The sequence below is a fragment of the Sphingobacterium sp. HJSM2_6 genome, assembly GCF_049316305.1.
Taxonomy (GTDB): Bacteria; Bacteroidota; Bacteroidia; order Sphingobacteriales; family Sphingobacteriaceae; genus Sphingobacterium.
In genome coordinates, this window is the sequence record NZ_JBMOXB010000001.1 from 322,991 (window position 1) to 342,757 (window position 19,767).

Annotated in this window: 15 protein-coding genes; 10 read left to right on the forward strand and 5 right to left on the reverse strand. The window is 36.8% G+C overall.

Going from position 1 to position 19,767, the window contains the following annotated elements:
- Positions 1-15: 15 nt before the first annotated feature.
- On the reverse strand, positions 16-1,398 hold the full coding sequence (gene glmM, locus ACFRAE_RS01380) for a phosphoglucosamine mutase (protein WP_422795318.1): 1,383 nt from the start codon (positions 1,396-1,398) through the stop codon (positions 16-18).
- 183 nt (positions 1,399-1,581) lie between these two features.
- Between glmM and ACFRAE_RS01385 the strand changes: the two genes are divergently transcribed.
- Positions 1,582-2,181 carry a phosphatase PAP2 family protein gene (locus ACFRAE_RS01385; protein WP_422795319.1) on the forward strand — a complete coding sequence of 200 codons (600 nt, stop codon included), beginning with the start codon at positions 1,582-1,584 and terminating at the stop codon, positions 2,179-2,181.
- Entirely contained in the window at positions 2,178-3,026 is an 849-nt protein-coding gene (locus ACFRAE_RS01390) for a ZIP family metal transporter (protein WP_422795320.1), read from the forward strand. The genes ACFRAE_RS01385 and ACFRAE_RS01390 overlap by 4 nt, the downstream gene beginning before the upstream one ends.
- A gap of 9 nt (positions 3,027-3,035) precedes the next feature.
- Here the strand turns inward: ACFRAE_RS01390 and ACFRAE_RS01395 are convergent, their stop codons facing one another.
- Complete coding sequence (locus tag ACFRAE_RS01395) at positions 3,036-3,500, reverse strand: MarR family winged helix-turn-helix transcriptional regulator (RefSeq protein WP_422795321.1); 465 nt, start codon at positions 3,498-3,500, stop codon at positions 3,036-3,038.
- 107 nt (positions 3,501-3,607) lie between these two features.
- Here ACFRAE_RS01395 and ACFRAE_RS01400 point away from each other — a divergent pair, with 107 nt between their 5' ends.
- The 5 genes from ACFRAE_RS01400 (at position 3,608) to ACFRAE_RS01420 (ending at position 8,521) form a co-directional block, all read left to right on the forward strand.
- Positions 3,608-3,850 (forward strand): FeoA family protein, encoded by a 243-nt coding sequence (locus ACFRAE_RS01400; RefSeq protein WP_422795322.1) that lies wholly within the window; start codon positions 3,608-3,610, stop codon positions 3,848-3,850.
- Positions 3,847-5,949 carry a ferrous iron transport protein B gene (feoB, locus tag ACFRAE_RS01405; protein ID WP_422795323.1) on the forward strand — a complete coding sequence of 701 codons (2,103 nt, stop codon included), beginning with the start codon at positions 3,847-3,849 and terminating at the stop codon, positions 5,947-5,949. Before ACFRAE_RS01400 ends, feoB begins: the two co-directional genes overlap by 4 nt.
- 8 nt (positions 5,950-5,957) lie before the next feature.
- Positions 5,958-6,104, forward strand: coding sequence for a FeoB-associated Cys-rich membrane protein (locus ACFRAE_RS01410; RefSeq protein ID WP_422795324.1), 147 nt, complete (start codon positions 5,958-5,960; stop codon positions 6,102-6,104).
- A 284-nt stretch (positions 6,105-6,388) separates the two neighbouring features.
- Positions 6,389-7,819 (forward strand): amino acid permease, encoded by a 1,431-nt coding sequence (locus ACFRAE_RS01415; protein ID WP_422795325.1) that lies wholly within the window; start codon positions 6,389-6,391, stop codon positions 7,817-7,819.
- Positions 7,820-7,825: 6 nt separating this feature from the next.
- Positions 7,826-8,521, forward strand: a complete 696-nt coding sequence (locus ACFRAE_RS01420; RefSeq protein ID WP_422795326.1) for a lysoplasmalogenase — start codon at positions 7,826-7,828, stop codon at positions 8,519-8,521.
- 469 nt (positions 8,522-8,990) lie between these two features.
- Here ACFRAE_RS01420 and asnB read toward each other — a convergent pair whose 3' ends face one another.
- From asnB to ACFRAE_RS01435, 3 genes are all read right to left on the reverse strand, one after another.
- Positions 8,991-10,682: an asparagine synthase B gene (gene asnB / locus ACFRAE_RS01425; protein ID WP_422795327.1), complete on the reverse strand. Its 1,692-nt coding sequence runs from the start codon at positions 10,680-10,682 to the stop codon at positions 8,991-8,993.
- Between the two features lie 590 nt (positions 10,683-11,272).
- Positions 11,273-13,111 carry a UbiD family decarboxylase gene (locus tag ACFRAE_RS01430; protein WP_422795328.1) on the reverse strand — a complete coding sequence of 613 codons (1,839 nt, stop codon included), beginning with the start codon at positions 13,109-13,111 and terminating at the stop codon, positions 11,273-11,275.
- Positions 13,112-13,171: 60 nt separating this feature from the next.
- The gene (locus ACFRAE_RS01435) at positions 13,172-13,996 is read right to left on the reverse strand and encodes a hypothetical protein (RefSeq protein WP_422795329.1); all 825 of its coding nucleotides are present in this window, start codon (positions 13,994-13,996) and stop codon (positions 13,172-13,174) included.
- A 262-nt stretch (positions 13,997-14,258) separates the two neighbouring features.
- Here ACFRAE_RS01435 and ACFRAE_RS01440 point away from each other — a divergent pair, with 262 nt between their 5' ends.
- The 3 genes from ACFRAE_RS01440 to odhB all read left to right on the forward strand — a co-directional run bounded on the left by ACFRAE_RS01440 (position 14,259) and on the right by odhB (position 19,744).
- Complete coding sequence (locus ACFRAE_RS01440; protein ID WP_422795330.1) at positions 14,259-15,497, forward strand: deoxyribodipyrimidine photo-lyase; 1,239 nt, start codon at positions 14,259-14,261, stop codon at positions 15,495-15,497.
- A gap of 197 nt (positions 15,498-15,694) precedes the next feature.
- Positions 15,695-18,433 carry a 2-oxoglutarate dehydrogenase E1 component gene (locus ACFRAE_RS01445; protein ID WP_422795331.1) on the forward strand — a complete coding sequence of 913 codons (2,739 nt, stop codon included), beginning with the start codon at positions 15,695-15,697 and terminating at the stop codon, positions 18,431-18,433.
- 66 nt (positions 18,434-18,499) lie between these two features.
- The gene (odhB, locus tag ACFRAE_RS01450) at positions 18,500-19,744 is read left to right on the forward strand and encodes a 2-oxoglutarate dehydrogenase complex dihydrolipoyllysine-residue succinyltransferase (protein WP_422795332.1); all 1,245 of its coding nucleotides are present in this window, start codon (positions 18,500-18,502) and stop codon (positions 19,742-19,744) included.
- The last annotated feature ends 23 nt before the right edge of the window (positions 19,745-19,767 follow it).

Genomic DNA, 19,767 nt, shown 5'->3' on the forward strand with positions numbered 1-19,767 from the left:
TTTCAGCGATAAACCTTAGCCTACAATTTCTTGAATTTCATTCATGATTTTTTGAGCAATCGCTTCTGCCGCTTCTGGACTTTGTCCTTCCGAATAAATACGAATAATAGGTTCTGTATTCGATTTTCTCAAATGAACCCATTCATTTTCAAAATCAATTTTTAAACCATCTATAGTACTGTGCTTTTCATGAGCATATTTCTCCTGCATTTTAAGCAATAAATGATCAATGTCTAAATCAGGCGTAAGTGTAATTTTATTTTTAGACATAAAATATTGTGGTAGTTCGGCACGGTAAGCAGAAGCTGACTTAGCCAATTGCGCTAAATGCGTCAAAAATAAAGCAACACCTACCAAAGCATCACGACCATAATGCGATGCCGGATAAATAACACCTCCATTACCTTCCCCTCCGATAACTGCCTCCACTTCCTTCATTTTAGTTACAACGTTTACTTCGCCTACGGCTGCAGCAAAATATTCACCTCCATGTTTTTCAGTAACATCTCTTAATGCACGAGTAGAGGATAGATTGGATACCGTATTACCTTTTTTATGTCCTAAAATAAAATCTGAAACCGCAACTAAGGTATACTCTTCCCCAAATAGCTCTCCATTTTCCATCATAAACACCAAACGATCTACATCTGGATCCACAGCAATGCCTAAATCCGCTTGATGGTCTAGTACAGCTTTCGATAAATCCGTTAAATGTTCTTTTAACGGCTCTGGATTATGCGGAAACAAACCATTAGGCTCACAGTGTATTTTATATATTGTTTCAACACCCAAGGATGTTAATAGTGCCGGGATAAATGTACCACCAGTACTATTCACCGCATCAACTGCAATTTTAAAATTAGCTTTTTTGATCGCCTCTACATCGACAAACTCCAAAGCCAACACTTCATCAATATGCTTTTGCATAAAGCTAGTGTCTGAGCTTACTTTTCCTAATTCCTCGACTTGCGCAAAGTCAAAATCTAAACGTTCGCCTAAAGCAAGTACTTCTTTTCCTTTTTCGTCATCGATGAATTCACCTTTCGAATTTAATAATTTTAGTGCGTTCCATTGCCCAGGATTATGAGATGCCGTTAAGATAATACCTCCTGCAGCTCCAAGTTTAGGAACCGCAATTTCGACTGTAGGCGTAGTCGACAGGCCTAAGTCAATAACATCTAAGCCTATACTTTGTAAAGTTCCAATCACTAAATTAGAAACCATCTCACCCGAAACTCTGGCATCACGTCCTAGTACAATCTTTTTATTTTCCGAATTGCTCGAAATGATTTTTCCATAAGCCGCGGTAAATTTTACAATGTCTACAGGAGTTAAGTTATCCCCAGGTTTTCCACCAATTGTACCTCGTATTCCTGATATCGATTTGATTAATGCCATAGTATAAAGTTTATTGCCCGTAAAATTAAAGGAATTCTATAATTATTAAAGATTTTTATTCTTTTTTTAAATTATTTACCTACTTTTGTTGCAACAAAGTTTCGTTTGCAATTATCTGATAGGTATTGCTTTTTTTTTATAGATTTGGTTTAGAATTTAAACCTATCTATTTAGAATTTTTATATGTTAGATAAAATTATCCTATTCGATCAAGATTTTTTTCTCGCCATCAATCAAGGCTTAAGTAACCCCATTTTTGATTGGTTGTTACCCATTTTAAGAAATCCTTACACCTGGTCTCCCTTATATTTATTTTTAATTATATTTTTCATAAAGCATTATGGAAAAACGGGAGTGCTTATTGTTGCTTGTACGCTAGCAACTTTTGGAATATCGGATGCAACATCCTCTCATTTAATTAAAAAAACGATTAAGAGGGTTAGACCCTGCAACGATGTTGTATTTAAAGAGCAGATTACCCTGAGGGCACGATGTGGTTCAGGCTATAGCTTTACCTCTTCACATGCAACGAATCATTTTGCCATGGCATTTTTCTGGATTGTGTTGTTCCGTCGTAAATGGAAACACACCCTATGGCTATGTTTGTTATGGGCCTTCTCCATCTCATTCTCGCAAATTTATGTTGGCGTTCATTACCCATTAGATATACTCTCAGGCGCTCTCCTAGGGGCCCTCATCGGCCTAGGTACAGGGTATCTGTTTCAGCGATTTTATCCGAAGTTTTTTCAACCCAAAACTATTAATCCTCCAATACTTCCATGAGTAGTACATTAATTGTCTCCATTTTATTTTTCTCCGCTTTATTAAGTGGTATCGCTGTTTTCTTTGTAAAAAGAGACAATACACAATTATTAAAATTAATCTTATCCTTCAGTGGAGCATACTTGTTTGCCATTACGGTTCTACATTTAATTCCTGAAGTTTACCATAGTCAAGCTACTTCGGGCCAAGTAATAGGATTATATATTTTAGGAGGATTCTTATTCCAATTAGTTTTAGAACACTTCTCTCAAGGAATAGAACATGGGCATATCCATCACGATGGGCATGAAGGTCAAAAACATGCGTTTCCAATAGCCATTTTAATCAGCTTATGTTTACACGCTTTTTTGGAAGGATTCCCTTTAGCATCTGGGCATCGTAATGAATTGGTGTTTGGAATTGCCATACACCATATCCCTGCTGCATTTGCGCTGGGAAGTCTACTCATAAACACCAAATTAACGAAAAGATCAATAAGCCTTTTCATTGCCGTATTTGCTGCCATGACCCCACTAGGGTTCCTGACCAGCAAAGGAATTAGCGCCGGTGAGATTGGTAATGTAGCACAATATTTCGATAAAATTATGGCTGTAGTGATTGGAATTTTCCTTCACATTTCGACCACCATTTTATTCGAATCTGGTTCTGCTGACCACCATACTTTTAATAAGAAAAAGATGCTTGCTGTTTTATGTGGCGTTTTGGTTTCATTAGCTAATTTCCTGTTCGACGGTCATGACCACAGTCATCACCATCAATTACCAGCTAACCAACCAAAAGAACATCAACATGAGCAGAATGAACATAATCATGATCACGATCATGACCATAATCATGTCCATTAGCTTAGCATTTTAATCATCCATTTTACCTCGAAATTTATCAAGGAGTTCACTTAATTGTAAACAATCATCCGAACTAATGCTGGTTTGTAAGATATCTTCCAGCATCATATCCTGTTCAATTTCACTTAGAAGCTGTAAACCCTTATCGGTAATTAGTAAATCGACGGCACGTTTATCTTCATGATTTTTCGCTCTAGAAGCTAAACCTTTACCGACTATTCGGTCCACCAACCGACTGATATCCGGGGTTTTTGTCAATAATCGTTCCTTCAGTAAATTGTTCGTGACAGGACTTGGAAATTGACCTCTAAGTACCCTTAATACATTAAATTGTTGCAACGTCAGTTGCTTTGCTCCAGCGCGCTTTTCAAGCATTACATTCAACCAATTACTCGTATAAATAACATTAATTGTGACGCGATGCCAAGGGTTAGCGAATTGCTTCACTTTAACCAGTTCTTCAATCTTTGGCATAATCTTAATAATACATTAGTGTGACTTAATTTGCAATTTAAAAGATTTTAATTATATATCTTTGTGATTAATCTTTTTTTTTGAAATAGAAAAATATTTGTAGCCAAATGCAGTATAATAGTAGTCTCGACCAACTTAAAATCGGTGAAATTGTTAAAATAAATGAAATTCAATCCACAGAAATCCCTGCCAAATTTTTTGAACTTGGGTTTTATCCAGGATCCATTGTGGAGGTCAAACACAAGGCACCATTCAATGGCCCCATCTGTCTAAACATATTAGAAAGTAACACGTTAATTGCAATTCGTAAATCAGAGGCTAAGCTAATACAGGCAGAATATATCAAATGAAAAAACCAGCTATTATCCTTCTTGGAAACCCAAATGTCGGCAAGACTTCCCTATTCAATAGATTAACTAAACTGAATCAGAAAGTAGGTAACTACCCTGGTATCACTGTTGAAAAACGTGAAGGAACTTTAATTGCCAATCAGAAATCCTATCATATCGTCGATTTACCGGGCACTTACACGCTATTTCCAAACTCTTTGGATGAGGAGATCGTGTTCAACATTCTGAGCGATAAATCCAACGAATTATACCCTGATTTAACCATTGTTGTTGCGGAACCAGCAAGTATTAAACGATCCATTATCTTATATCAACAAGCTAGAGAACTGGGGCTCCCAGCTATCTTTGTAATTAATATGATGGATGAGATGGATAGCAAAGGAATTGAAATTGATGAAGATCAATTATCAAGCTTGCTAAAAACTAAAATCATTAAGACCAACGCTCGGACGGGAAAAGGCATTAAAGAACTTATTGCAGTTTTAGATGAAAAACCGGCCGGATATTTTAATAGTTTAGAAATTCCTTCCAACTACAAGGAACCCTTAGAGGAGGCTAAAAAATTATTCCCATTAGCGACAGAATATTTAACTTGGCAGTATTTGGCTCAAGAAAATGTGGGTATTCTTCCTATAGAAAAACAACAAGCCTTACTTGATATTCGAAATAAATTCAAGCTAAACACCCATCAAATGCAAAAAGATGAGTCTCTGATTCGTCATGAATCAGTGTCTTTTGCATTATCCAATATCATTCAAAAAAAATCCAACAAACAATCGAATAAAACGAATTCGATTGATAAAATATTATTACATCCAATATTAGGTTATATCTTATTCTTTGGATTGTTATTTTTAATCTTTCAAGCCATATTTTCTTGGTCAGGACCATTGATGGACTCCATCGATGGATTATTTGCAGAAATCACGGCATTTTTAGACGCATCATTACCTGATGGACCATTAACTTCCTTGTTGATCTATGGTATCGTTGCTGGAATAGGTGGTATTGTAATCTTCATTCCACAAATTGTTATCTTATTTTTATTTCTTTCCATTATGGAAGAAACAGGATACATGAGTCGCGTAGTGTTTTTAATGGATCGTTGGTTAAAACCATTTGGTTTGAATGGTAAGTCTGTGATACCATTAATGTCTGGCGCAGCCTGTGCAATTCCTGCTGTAATGGCAGCAAGAAATATTGAAAACCCTAAAGAAAGGTTGTTGACCATGTTGGTTACCCCATTCATGACCTGTTCAGCGCGGTTACCAATCTATATTGTTATCATTGCCTTAATAATACCCGAGGATACTATTCTTGGCTTCAATATGCAAGGAATCGCTTTATTTGTCATGTATATTTTAGGAATAGTAGGCGCTTTACTTTCTTCATTAATATTAAATAAAGTCATCAAAAGCGTTCGTTCGTCTTTTCTAATATTCGAATTACCAACTTACAAATCTCCAGACTGGAAAAATGTAATCACCAATGTATGGGACAAATCTTCTGGTTTTTTAATTGAAGCTGGTAAGATCATATTGATGATTTCTATTATCTTATGGGTATTAGGCAATTTCGGGCCCAATAATAAATTTTATGATGCCCAAGAAATTGTAGAACAACAAAGCCCCAACTTAACAGAAGAAGACTTAGCGCAAGAAGTTGCCTCCTATCAATTGGAGCATTCCTTCTTAGGCTATATCGGCATGGGTATTGAGCCTTTCGTAAGACCATTAGGCTACGATTGGAAAATGGGCATTGGTTTAATATCGTCCTTTGCTGCTAGAGAAGTCTTCGTAGGAACGATGGCTGTAGTATATAGCATCGGAGACGATGTAGACCTGGACGATGACGGACAAAAAAACACGCTGTTATCTAAAATGAAATCTGAAATAAATGCAAACACTGGTAAACCTGCGTATAATTTTGCTTCAGGAATTTCGTTATTATTATTCTATGCATTTGCAATGCAATGTATGGCTACTATTGCTGTGGTAAGGAAAGAAACTGGTTCTTGGAAATGGACAGCAATACAAACCTTATTTATGACTGGGCTTGCCTATGTCGCTGCATTGATTGCTTATCAATTACTTAAATAATTTTACGCATGAGTTTAGTCATACAATACATCATCATTTTTGCACTTTTTATTTTTGCATGTTACGTTGTTTTTAAACCATTTTTTAAACGGAAAAAGAATGAACTTGGATGTGGTAAAGGTTGCGGATGTAGTGCAAACTCTTTGCAAAAATAATAACCCCAAAAAAAACATAGTAAATAGGCTTTTAAAAGCCTATTTTTTTTGTCTAATTTTTTTGATTGTAAATTTGAACCAAGCCATTTGTCTTAAAAAAATCAGACAGGTTACGGTTAGTCCGTCGGTATAAAAGCAAATACAGGAATAAAATCACTATTTCGACAAAATCTAGCCTAAGATTTCTTATTTTCGACTTTCAGAGAATGTGGGTATCATAAAATCTCCAAAATGCAAGCATGAAGTAGTTTAAACATCTTCATCAACAATTAACCGTATTTATTGTGCAAGAAAAAAACGACAACGAATTAAAAAGAGGACTTAGCAATCGACATATTCAATTGATAGCCCTTGGTGGAGCAATAGGAACAGGATTATTTTTAGGGGTAGGCCAAGCCGCCATTTTAGCGGGACCTTCCGTTATTTTAGGTTATGCCATCGCAGGCTTAGTTGCCTTTTTCATCATGAGGCAATTGGGTGAAATGGTCGTCGAAGAACCCGTATCGGGAAGCTTTTCATCCTTTGCAAACAAATACTGGGGGCCCTTTGCAGGCTACTCCTCCGGTTGGAATTACTGGATATTATATATTCTTGTCAGTATGGCGGAACTCACCGCCATCGGTAAATATGTGCAATTCTGGTGGCCTGAAATCCCTTTGTGGGTTTCGACCTTATTTTTCTTTGCTATCATCAATGTGATTAATTTAGCCTCCGTAAAAGTATACGGTGAAACGGAATTTTGGTTTTCCATCATCAAGGTTGTCGCCATTATTGCGATGATAATTTTTGGAACTTACCTCCTTATTTCGGGCAATGCTGGTGATCGCGCTTCCGTTTCCAATTTGTACAATGATGGCGGTTTTCTCCCCCATGGATGGTTAAGTGGAAATGCTGACCTTGGTTATTCCGGTTTGCTTGCAGCCCTGGTCATCATCATGTTCTCCTTCGGCGGATTAGAACTTGTAGGTATCACCGCTGCTGAAGCTGAAAACCCTGAAAAAAACATTCCTAAAGCGACCAATCAAGTATTATGGCGTATTTTGGTGTTTTATGTTGGCGCCTTGTTTATTCTTTTTGCATTGATGCCATGGCGCTCCATTACCGCAGATACCAGTCCCTTTGTCGAAGTTTTTGCAACCCTGAAAGGCTTTGAATTTGAACTTTTTGGGAAAACTTTTTACTTCACTAGCCTTATTGCCAATGTGTTAAATGTAATTGTCTTGACGGCTGCCTTATCCGTGTATAACAGTTGTGTATACAGTAATTCTCGGATGTTATATGGACTAGCAGAACAAGGTAATGCACCTAGATTCTTAAAAAAATTAAATAAAAATCACTCTCCAGTTGCTGCTATATTAGTTTCTGCTGGCATCGTGGCTATCACCGTAATCATCAATAAACTTATTCCTAAAGAAGCACTTGGTATCCTCATGTCATTGGTAGTGTCTGCGCTAATCATAAATTGGATCATGATTACTTTAACGCATATGTTCTTTAGGAAGCAAAAAGACAAAGAAAACATCAAAACTAAATTCCCTACCATTTTATATCCTATAAGCAATTACTTTAGTCTGCTCTTTTTAACTGCGGTCTTGGTGATGATGTGGTTTACAGGACTAAAAATTTCGGTGGAATTGATACCTGTTTGGTTATTTCTTTTATGGATAAGCTACTTGTTGGTTAAAAGAAATAAAGCCAAGAAAAATATAAACTAAACGTTGATGGAAGAGCATAATCAAATCAAAAATTATAAAATTCTATATTTTCAATTCTTTTTTATTTGTTTATTCTTTCTTCATTTAGGAAGTATTTACGCTGATCTTTCTTGGTTAAGAATCGCTACCAAACCATTAATTTGCTCGAGCTTATTGATGTCTTTGGTCCTTTTCAAAAAATTAAACAGCAAGTACCAAAGACTGATTGCAGTCGGCCTATTTTTTGGTCTATTGGGGGATGTTTTTTTAATGCTAGCGGATCAATTTATGCTGGGTCTACTTTCCTTTTTACTTGGCCACCTCTGTTATATTATCGCTTTCTTAAAACAAAAAACGAAGATAAATTTGCTTAAGGATATACCTGCTCTTTTGCTTTTGGGATTATTAATTGCTTTCTCTTACTATTTTTACGGCATACTATCGCCCAGCCTTGGTCCTTTAAAAATCCCTGTACTCCTCTATGTAGTTACTATATCTGCCATGTGTTACTTTGCATTTCGAAGAAGTGGAAGTCGTTTTACATGGAATTTTTTAACAGGATTCATAGGTTCTGTTTTGTTTATTGTTTCAGACAGTGTCTTGGCTTTAAACAAATTTGTAGCTTATATTCCTACCTCAGGTTTAGTCATCATGAGCACCTACATGCTAGCGCAATACTTTATTTATACCACTGCCCTTTCTCCTTCCACCGCTAAGGACTAAAGCCCTGCTATCAAAAAACGGTTTTAGATATCCGAATAATATTCCACAAAACTGAATTTACGTGAGTGTCCATTCCACAAGTTTCTGATTTGCCGGACCAGCATAAATCCTTGAAATATACTCTTAAATATAAACGTGGCTTAAATAAGCCCAGGTAAAAGCTAGGCTAGTACAATGAACGTAGCTCATTGGGATTTAATACGCATCTCCTTCGCAATTTATCAAGGATGTTGCGATGGAGATCCATAGATGCTTCGAAGGAGATCCGAAGGAGATGCGCTAACATGGCAGAACAAATCTATCTGAAAAAGCACCATAGCCTACCTATATCGAAACCGACGATAAGGAAAACCTATATTAAATAACATTAAAATCGATTTAATTATGGGATCTCATGGAATACAAAAAAAGATTGAACCAGTTGGTCCAATCTTCTTAATACAAGTTGATATGAGATAATTGAATTTTTTTAAATCGTAACTTCACTTTTAGATTTCTCATAACTTTCGTTATGTACTGCTGCTACAGCACGTCCAGAAGGATCGTTTAAGTTTTGGAAAGACGCATCCCAAGCCAATGCTTCAGGAGTACTGCAAGCAACCGACTTTACCGAAGGTACCGTACGCGCTGCTGTATCTGAAGGAAAATGCTTTTCAAAGATGCTACGGTATAAAAATTCTTCTTTATTTTTCGGCGTGTTTATAGGGAAACGTTGCGCGGCAGCTGCAAATTCTGTATCACTTACTTTTTCTTCTGCTTGCGCTTTTAGCGTATCTATCCAAGAATAGCCTACCCCATCCGAAAATTGTTCTTTTTGTCTCCAAGCGATACTTTCTGGTAAATAATCTTCAAATGCCTTACGAACAACCCATTTTTCCATTTTACCATCTTTAATCATTTTATCCGCAGGATTAATGGTCATGGCGATATCCATAAATTCTTTATCTAAAAATGGAACACGGCCTTCCACTCCCCATGCTGCTAATGATTTATTGGCGCGTAAACAGTCGTATAAATACAATTTCTTTAACTTACGAACAGTTTCCTCATGAAATTCTTGCGCATTTGGCGCTTTATGAAAATAGAGATAACCACCAAATAATTCGTCAGAACCTTCGCCAGATAGGACCATTTTGATTCCCATAGATTTAATGACACGTGCCAATAAATACATGGGTGTAGAAGCTCTAATTGTCGTTACATCATAGGTTTCTAGGTGATAAATGACATCACGAATCGCATCTAAGCCTTCTTGAATGGTAAAGTTAACCTCATGGTGAATAGTCCCAATATGATCGGCAGCTTTTTGAGCAGCAATTAAATCAGGTGATCCTGTTAAACCAACGGCAAAGGAATGCAACTGCGGATACCAAGCCTCTTCCTCACTATGCGATTCGATACGGCGAGAAGCAAACTTCTTGGTTATTGCTGCAATGACTGAAGAATCTAAGCCTCCGGAAAGCAATACCCCATAAGGTACATCCGACATCAATTGATGATAAACTGCATCCTCCAATCCTTTTCTCAATTTAGCAATATCCGTCACGTTATCTTTTACAGATTCATAAGACTCCCAATCACGTACATACCATTTTTTTGGTACTAAGCTCTCTTTACTATATAAATAATGTCCCGGAGGAAATTGTTCTATTTGATCACAAAAGCCTTCTAAGGATTTCAATTCGGATGCTATAAATAATTGACCTAACGCATCAGTTCCTTTATACAATGGAATAATTCCCATATGATCCCGAGCAACGAAAAACGAATCATCACGACCATCGTATAATGCGAATCCAAAAATGCCATTTAATTCTTCAACAAAAGATACCCCCTTTTCCAGATAAAGAGCCAAAATAACTTCGGAATCTGAAAGCGTTGAAAATTGATAATTTGGTAATGAATTGCGTAATTCTTGATGATTATAGATTTCCCCATTTACGGCTAACACAACTTGACCATCTGGACTAAATAAAGGTTGACTCCCAGATTTAGGATCCACAATCGCCAAACGCTCATGCGCCAAAATCGCCCGTTCAGAACTGTATATACCAGACCAATCTGGACCACGATGTCTAATTCTTTTGGACATTTCTAAGACCTGAGGTCTTAATTCTTGAACCGGCTGCTTAATATCAAATGCACCAACAATTCCACACATATTATTTCAATTTTATCTTTTTAAAACTTGTTTTTGTTTATCAACACAACAAAGGAAAGAATAAAATAATTAAATTCATAATGTTTTTTAATTTTTATTGAAAATTTAACATTCAATTGTGTTAAAAATTATATAATTAACACAAATAACTTCATTTTATTGAAAATAAAAATTTAATAACACTTCTCTATTATTTAATTAGAGTTCATCTGATAGGCCAAGCTACTGTATGTCAGCCTCACATTGGAGCATAGGTATGCTGCATGAACTTGTACAGCATACTTCATTGAAAAGCCATAAGCTGTAGTGTGATTAAGGTGCAGAAAAACATGAAGTCCATATTTCTTTTTGAACCAAAGGCAATCTGGCAGGAGGTCCTTAGGACAATTGCCGTTTAAACCTACTTCTGACCGTGATAATAAGGTAAATCGAACATTCCGAACACTTAATCAAAAAAAACAATCCGCATAACTAGGTGATGCAAACGGTAATATGCATATAAAAAGCCTTACTACATGAGTAGCAAGGCTTTCTTATTTTTAAACAAATTAATTTGTTGTCTTAAGGCTTATTTAAGGATAGGCTTTACACTATATGATGCCATGCAAAGATCCACCTTTCGAGCCCAATTGGTCTACTCGCTTTTCGACTTCAGGATCTTTAATCAGGTCCGGAGCGTGATGAGGTTTTGCACGAGCATCTATAATAAGAGGTCCATGACATCCCCAATGTTTAAATTCCGTAAAGCTTTGGATCCCATAAATATCGTGAGAAGGATTACTTCGTGTGAATGTTGTCCACACAAAATTATTGACATTTTCAGCAACAAAACCAGCATCATCGGCTAAAACAATTAATCCAATGCCCGACCAATCCAAGTCTTGGGATGCCGCTGTCCATTGTGCTAATAAATTAATTTCATCGGCGTAGCTTGTAAACTTGGCTCCTTCCAAAACTAAAACTCCCGGTAAGGCAAGTTTAGCTTGATTAAACGGTCTTGGAAGGTTAAAATGACTAGGAAGTTCAGTCCATAAGGTTCTTTTTGCTTTTCCAACTGCTGCAAAAGTAACTTTAGACCCTGTATTCAGTCCATCTCCCGTATAATCTAGGGTATCGATCGATGTATTGGTGATGAAATGCACATCCCTTTTAAAATCAATGCGCTCCAATATATGTGTAAAGAATCCGGCTATATCATGAATATCCAGTGCTGGATTATCTTGATAATTGGATATGAAAAGATACTTTGCTAAACTTAATTGATTTGTTCCTAAAATCTGATTGGCAATGGTAAGTAATTCTTGAGGTCTATCTACCGCCTGATATGGTGTATACCGTTCACTTCCTATAGCAAATAATAATGGATGTACCCCTGCAGGATCAACTGCATTGACAGCGTGTAAACCTGCAATTTGCTGAGGAATAGCGTTTCCTGTAATTTCATGAATTAATGCCCCAAAGCTGGTATCTTCCTGAGGAGGTCGACCAACCACCGTAAATGACCAAATCGGATCTTTCCGATGGTATACTTTATGCACCTTCATTAAAGGAAATGGATGAACCAACGAATAATATCCAATATGATCTCCGAATGGTCCCTCTGGTTTATTCTCATTTGGATATACGGTACCCGTAATTACGAAATCAGCATCAGCAGAGATGCAAAAACCTTCCTCATCATAAAAATAACGAAACCTACGATTGGCCAGCGTACCTGCAAATATCATTTCCGATAAGCCTTCTGGTAAAGGCATTACTGCAGATAATGGATGTGATGGAGGACCGCCTACAAAAATACTTACCTTCAAAGGTCTACCTAATTCATTGGCTTTGGTCTGATGCACCCCAATACCTCGATGCAATTGGTAATGAAGACCTACTTCCTGATCTTGTATATAATCATTACCAGATAGTTGAATTCTATACATTCCCAAATTAGCATTCATAATACCTGGCTTATGAATATCTTCAGAATATACCTGAGGCATCGTGACAAAAGCACCACCATCCATTGGCCAATTGACAATTTGTGGGAGTTCACTAATTTGAGTTAAACCGTATTGAATAGGTGCTCCAGATTTTTTTTTCCAAGGCAATGCACCTAATGCAACCATAGAAGAGCCTGCATACTGAAAAGGATTTTTCAGCACCGACATGGGGTTCATTTTAATGTCGACTAGCTTTTTAACATGATCTAAGGTATCACGAAACATAAATTTAGAGCGATCTAGCGTACCGAATAAATTAGATACTGCTGGAAATTTGGATCCTTTAATTCGTTCAAAATATAAAGCTGGCCCCTGCGCATCATACACACGCATGTGAATTGCTGCCATTTCTAAATAGGGATCTACTTCTTCTTTTATTCGAATAAGGTGCCCATGTTTCTCTAAATCATTTACACAGTCTCGTAAACTTTTATAACCCATATCGCTAAAATCTTTTCCTGCAAATGTAGTCTAAACAGGGGATAAAATAAAGGATTATACTTATTGATCTGATTTGATCACTTGATCTAGTGGTGTAAAAGAAAATAAAACCACATTTTTCCAACTGGAGTTATCAATGGGATATTCCATTTTCATCAATCGGTTAAATTCAACAATATCTTCCTTATTGATATGGTACATTTTTTTATATAGTAATCGCATTAAAAAGGAAGGCATACGAAAACTTTTCACCGGACTATCTGGATAAAGTTGCTTCTTATACATGCGATACATTTCCTGAATGGTGAGCACATGAGAACCTCCAATTTCGATGATTTCATTTTTAAAACAGGATGTCCAGTCCACATTGTAAATCCATCGTAATAAATCTAATGCATATATGGGACTGAATTTAACATTCGCAATATCCCCATCATAAGCAAGGTATTTACTATTCAGCATCTGTCGCATATACTTATCCAATACGCTCCCTTTGCCGATCGCCAAATTTTTAAGCACAATGGTATACACTAATTTAGAATCCTCTAAAACCTTTTGAATGTAGGGGATAAAAGGTTTATCCATCAACCTAGCGATGTAAACAATTCGCTGGCAATGATTTTTTATAGCGAGTTGAATAAAATTTTGAAGGGTAATTAATTCCAAGTTGAGGTAAATTTTTTCGGCAAGGGTAGGCACATGTGTTATATAAATAGACAAATCAATGCCCCCTTTTACTTCAAACGAATCATACGTTTGGCCTTTACGCAATAAATCCACAACACTTAAACTACCAGTAGGCGGTTCAAATAACCTTGATTTCAATAAATCGAGATCCCTAGCAATTCCATGTACATGAAATTCATTTCTATTCAAATTACTCATGGCTCGTTTCCCTAAATAAGAATTGAGACCGGACAACAGCACTTCCATTGGCTCTCTAATATTTATTTGTATCTATTACTTAATTGAAACAGTAATACGCATTGAAAGTTTAGTGTATTTACAAATTTTACAAATAAACATATTCTTTTGCGCATAAACATTGTCTCATGCATGTAAAAATTAAGTTTTCTGTAAATTTTAACCCTTCAAAAAAGTATATTTGTTTCCAATGCCTTAGCAGCAAATTTGGGGAAATAACAATATGGGTAAAAAAGTAGTTCTTGTTTGGTTTCGAAATGACTTAAGGTTACACGACAATGAAGTATTATTGGAAGCAACACAAAAGGCTGATTTGGTTATTCCAGTTTATTGTTTTGACCCACGTTATTATTCCAAAAACAAGTTTGACAATTATAACACCGGGATTTCAAGGGCTGCTTTCATCATGGAAACAGTAGCACACTTGAAGCAGAAACTGCAAGCTCTAGGAAGTGATTTAATGACTTTCACAGGTTTACCGGAAGAAATACTTACCAAGCTTTGTGCGAAATACGAGGTAGATGAAGTTTATCATCACCGAGAGGTTGCCACGCGAGAAACCCAAATTTCAGAACGCGTAGAGGCAGCATTATGGGAGCTTAAAATCAATTTAAAGCATTTTATAGGTCATACTTTATACCATAAAGAAGATTTACCTTTTCCAATTAAGGATATTCCAGATAAGTTTAATATTTTTCGAAAAAAGATTGAACGTGAAAGTTCAGTCAGAAAACCATTCCCTAGTCCATCTCAGATTTCCAGCCCACAGCATTTGGAGTCTACTTCCATCCCAACATTACAGGAATTAGGTTTTGAGGACGATTTGGTTCGTTCGCATCAAAATGATGATTTAGCTGGAGGAGAGGCTTTCGGTATTGAAAAATTAGAAACACTTTTAGATCCAAATTACCCTGAATTTAAGAATTACTCCTTAATTTCTCCCTATATAGCTAGCGGAGCACTCTCCCCTATCTACATATTCCACCGAATGTATGAATCGAATTTAGCGCAAAATAAAAAACGTTTTGATCGCTTGCTCAGTTCCTTATTGTGGAGGGATTATTTTCGATTTATGTTGAAAAAGTATCCCAATGTGTTTTTTAAGGTAAATGGTGTAGGGAACCAAAAAGAGCAACCTGAAGTAAACAACGAAGAAATATTACCCCTTTGGAAAGCGGGTAATACCGGCGAAGTACAAATAGATGAGTTGATAATTCACTTAAAACAGCAGGGTACACTAACCTATGCTGAGCGGAGGTTATTAGCGACTTATTTTGTACAAGAAATTTCTTCTAATTGGTTGGAAGGCGCTTCCTTTTTTGAGGAAAATCTCTTAGATTTCGCTCCATCCACAACTTATGGGTTCTGGTCGCATATGGCTGGGGTGGGCACAAGCGTCAAAGAGAATAATACGTTTAGCTGGCAAGATTATGCAAAGAAATTGGCTGAACAAAAAGGTTGATTTTAAGGAAATAAAATAAACAACAAACGAAATAAACAATAACAAGGATAGCATGTTATTAAAAGTAGACTATTATTTATTTTTTAGCATGTAATAGCATAAAAAGTGGCAATTTTAGTTGATTTTTATATACATAAAATGCCATAAACTAATTTAATAATTGCTAAATTTGGCAAAATTTTATCTTACGTATCCACATGGACAAATTGACATATTTGAGTAATGCAGATTCGAATTATATCGACGGATTATATCAAGCATACAAAGCGGATCCAAACGCAGTAGATTTTGGATGGCAAAAGTTTTTTGAAGGATTTGAATTTGGACAAGGATCAGAAGGCGGAAACATCGATGCAGAACATGTTTCTGACCATGCGTTAAAAGAGATTAACGTATTGAATATGATTCATGGTTATCGTGACCGAGGCCATTTGTTTACCCATACAAATCCAGTTCGTGAACGCCGAAAATACTATCCAGGCAAGGAATTAGAAACCTTTGGCTTATCCGAAGCTGATATGGACACCGTATTTAATGCGGGTATTGAAATTGGATTGGGTCCTGCAAAATTGAGGGATATCCGTCAATTAATTGAAGATACCTATTGCCAATCCATTGGGGCGGAGTTCAAATACATTCGTAATCCTGAAAAAATCAAATGGTTGCAAGACCATATGGAGGCGAGTAGAAATCAACCTAAATACAGTGTTGAACAAAAGAAAAAGATTTTCAAAAAATTAAATAGAGCTGTAGTCTTTGAAACGTTCTTAGGAACGAAATTCTTAGGCCAAAAGCGTTTCTCTTTAGAGGGTGCTGAAAGTTTAATTCCTGCCTTAGATTCTGTGATCGAAAAAGGTGCAAGTCTAGGAATTCAGGAATTTATGATTGGTATGGCTCACCGTGGTCGTTTGAATGTATTAGCAAACATCATGGGCAAACCATACAAAACAATCTTTTCAGAATTTGAAGGGAAAATGTATGTGGACGAAGATCCTGAATTACAATTTGGTGGAGATGTGAAATACCATTTGGGTTATTCTTCCGACATTACTACAGAAGATGGGAAACACATTCATTTATCGCTAGCACCGAATCCTTCGCATTTAGAGACTGTAGCCCCGATCGTAGAAGGTATTACACGTTCTAAAATCGACATGAAATATGATGGAGATGCTTCAAGAATAGCTCCAATCTTGATTCATGGGGATGCTGCAATTGCAGGACAAGGCGTGGTTTATGAGGTTACCCAAATGTCAAAACTGGAAGGTTACCGCACAGGTGGTACTATTCATATTGTCATTAATAATCAAGTAGGATTTACGACAAATTATAAAGATGCGCGGTCTGGTACCTACTGTACAGATGTTGCTAAAATTACCTCTTCTCCCGTTTTCCATGTCAATGGAGATGATGCAGAAGCCGTAGTTTATGCCATCAACTTGGCTGTAGAATACCGCCAAAAATATAAAACTGATGTCTTTATCGATTTGTTATGTTATCGTCGTTACGGTCACAATGAGGCGGATGAACCAAAATTCACACAGCCATTATTGTACAAAACCATCGAAAAACATCCAAATCCAAAAGATGTATATGCTAAGAAATTAGTAGATGAAAAATCTGTCGATTCCACTTATGTTAAGGACATTGAGAAAGAATTTAAAGATCATCTACAAGTGCAATTAGAAGCTGCAAAAAAAGTAGAAAACCTAGAAGAAGAAATACCGATGTTCGGTGGTGCTTGGAAAGGACTGCATGCAGCTAAGAAAATTGAAATTGCAGCGCATACTAAAACAAGAGTAACAGAGAAAGAATTTTTACAATTAGCGACTGAAATCACTAGTTTACCAACAGATAAGAAGTTTTTCCGTAAAATATCGAAGTTATTTGAAGATCGTTCATCGATGGTCAAAAACGATAGTTACGATTGGGCTATGGGTGAGTTGATGGCTTATGCTACCTTACTAAATGAAGGTAAACGCGTACGTATATCTGGTCAAGATGTGCAACGTGGTACTTTCTCTCATCGTCATGCTGTATTAACGTTAGAAGATTCAGAAGAGAAATATATTCCTTTAGCAAATGTAAATGGAGGTGATCGCTTCAACATTTACAACTCCCTATTATCAGAATATGGGGTATTGGGTTTTGAATATGGCTATGCATTAGCTAATCCTCAATCTTTAACGGTATGGGAAGCTCAATTTGGAGATTTTTACAATGGTGCTCAAATCATTGTGGATCAGTATTTATCCAGTGCAGAAACGAAATGGAAACGTTCTAATGGTTTAGTGATGATGTTGCCACATGGCATGGAAGGTCAAGGTCCAGAACACTCTTCTGGTCGTATTGAACGTTTCTTAGAGTTATGTGCAAGTGACAATATGATCATTGCAAATTGTACTACTCCAGCCAATTACTTCCATTTATTGCGTCGTCAATTGGTGCGCTCATTCCGTAAGCCATTGGTGGTATTTACACCTAAAAGTTTACTTCGCCACCCTAAGGTAGTTTCAAAAATTGCTGATTTCACCAAAATTGATTTCCAAGAGGTAATTGATGATACTTATGCAAAAGCAGCGAGTGTGAAACGCGTATTATTCTGTTCTGGTAAAATCTATTATGATTTATTAGAGAAACAACAAGCGGATAAGCGTAGCGATGTAGCGGTGATTCGCATCGAACAATTATACCCTGCTCCAGTAGAACAATTGGAAGCAATTCATGCGAAATATAAAAAAGCTACCGAATTTATCTGGGTTCAAGAAGAGAATGAAAACATGGGTGCTTGGCCATTCTATTGCCGTACTCTACGTAAAACTGCTATTGAATTTACCGATTATATTGCTCGTTCAGCAAGTGGTAGCCCTGCTACAGGATACATGAAAAAACACGTAGCACAACAAGAGCAAATAATAAATAAATCATTTGAATAAACAAAATATTTAACCAGTCGTTGTATATTTAAGGCATATGACGACCTGGTTTAAAATAAAAACTATATGAGCTTAGAAATCAAAGTCCCTTCGGTTGGAGAATCTATTACGGAGGTAACCTTGGCCCAATGGCTAAAACAAGATGGTGATTACGTTGAAATGGACGAAAATATCGCCGAGCTGGAATCTGACAAAGCAACTTTTGAATTGCCAGCAGAGAAAGCTGGAATTCTACGCATCATTGCTCAAGAAGGTGATACGTTAGAGATTGGCGCAGTTGTTTGTACAATTGAAGAAGGAGGCAGTGCATCCGCAGCAGCTCCTGCAGCGGAAAAAGAAGCAGCTCCTGCACAAGAATCTACGTCTAGCCCAGCTGTAGAAGCAGATGAGAAACCAGAAACTTATGCAGCAGGTACAGCTTCACCAGCAGCAGCAAAAATTTTAAGAGAAAAAGGAATTGATCCTTCGACGATAAAAGGTACTGGGAAAGAAGGCAGAATAACTAAAGAAGATGCGGAGAAGGCACAAGTAAGTGCTGCTAAACCTGAATCTAAGCCAGCGGCAAGCAGTACTCCTGCAGCAGCTACAACAGCTCCTGCAGTAACAGGTGCTCGCAATGAGCGTCGTGAAAAAATGAGCTCTTTACGTAAAACTATTGCTAAACGCTTAGTTGCTGTAAAAAATGAAACGGCCATGTTAACTACATTCAATGAAGTAAACATGCAACCGATCATGGACTTAAGAGGAAAATATAAAGATACGTTTAAAGAGAAGCATGGCATTGGTTTAGGTTTTATGTCTTTCTTTACAAAAGCAGTGACTACAGCCTTGAAAGAATGGCCTGCAGTTAATGCGCGTATTGATGAAAATGAAATCGTATATTCTGATTTTGCAGATATTTCTATTGCAGTTTCTGCACCAAAAGGATTAGTTGTACCAATTATCAGAAATGCAGATGCAATGTCTCTTCAACAAATTGAAAAAGCAATTGCTGAATTGGCTGCTAAGGCTCGTGATAATAAGTTAACCATCGATGAAATGACCGGTGGTACTTTTACCATCACTAATGGTGGGGTATTTGGATCGATGATGTCTACACCGATCATCAATGCACCTCAATCTGCAATTTTAGGGATGCATAATATCATTCAACGTCCAATTGCGGAGAATGGCCAAGTGGTTATCCGTCCGATGATGTATATTGCCTTATCGTATGATCACCGTATTATTGATGGCCGTGAATCAGTTAGCTTCTTAGTTCGTGTGAAACAACTATTAGAAGATCCTGCAAGATTATTATTAGAAGTTTAAACTTCCATACATGATAAAAAATA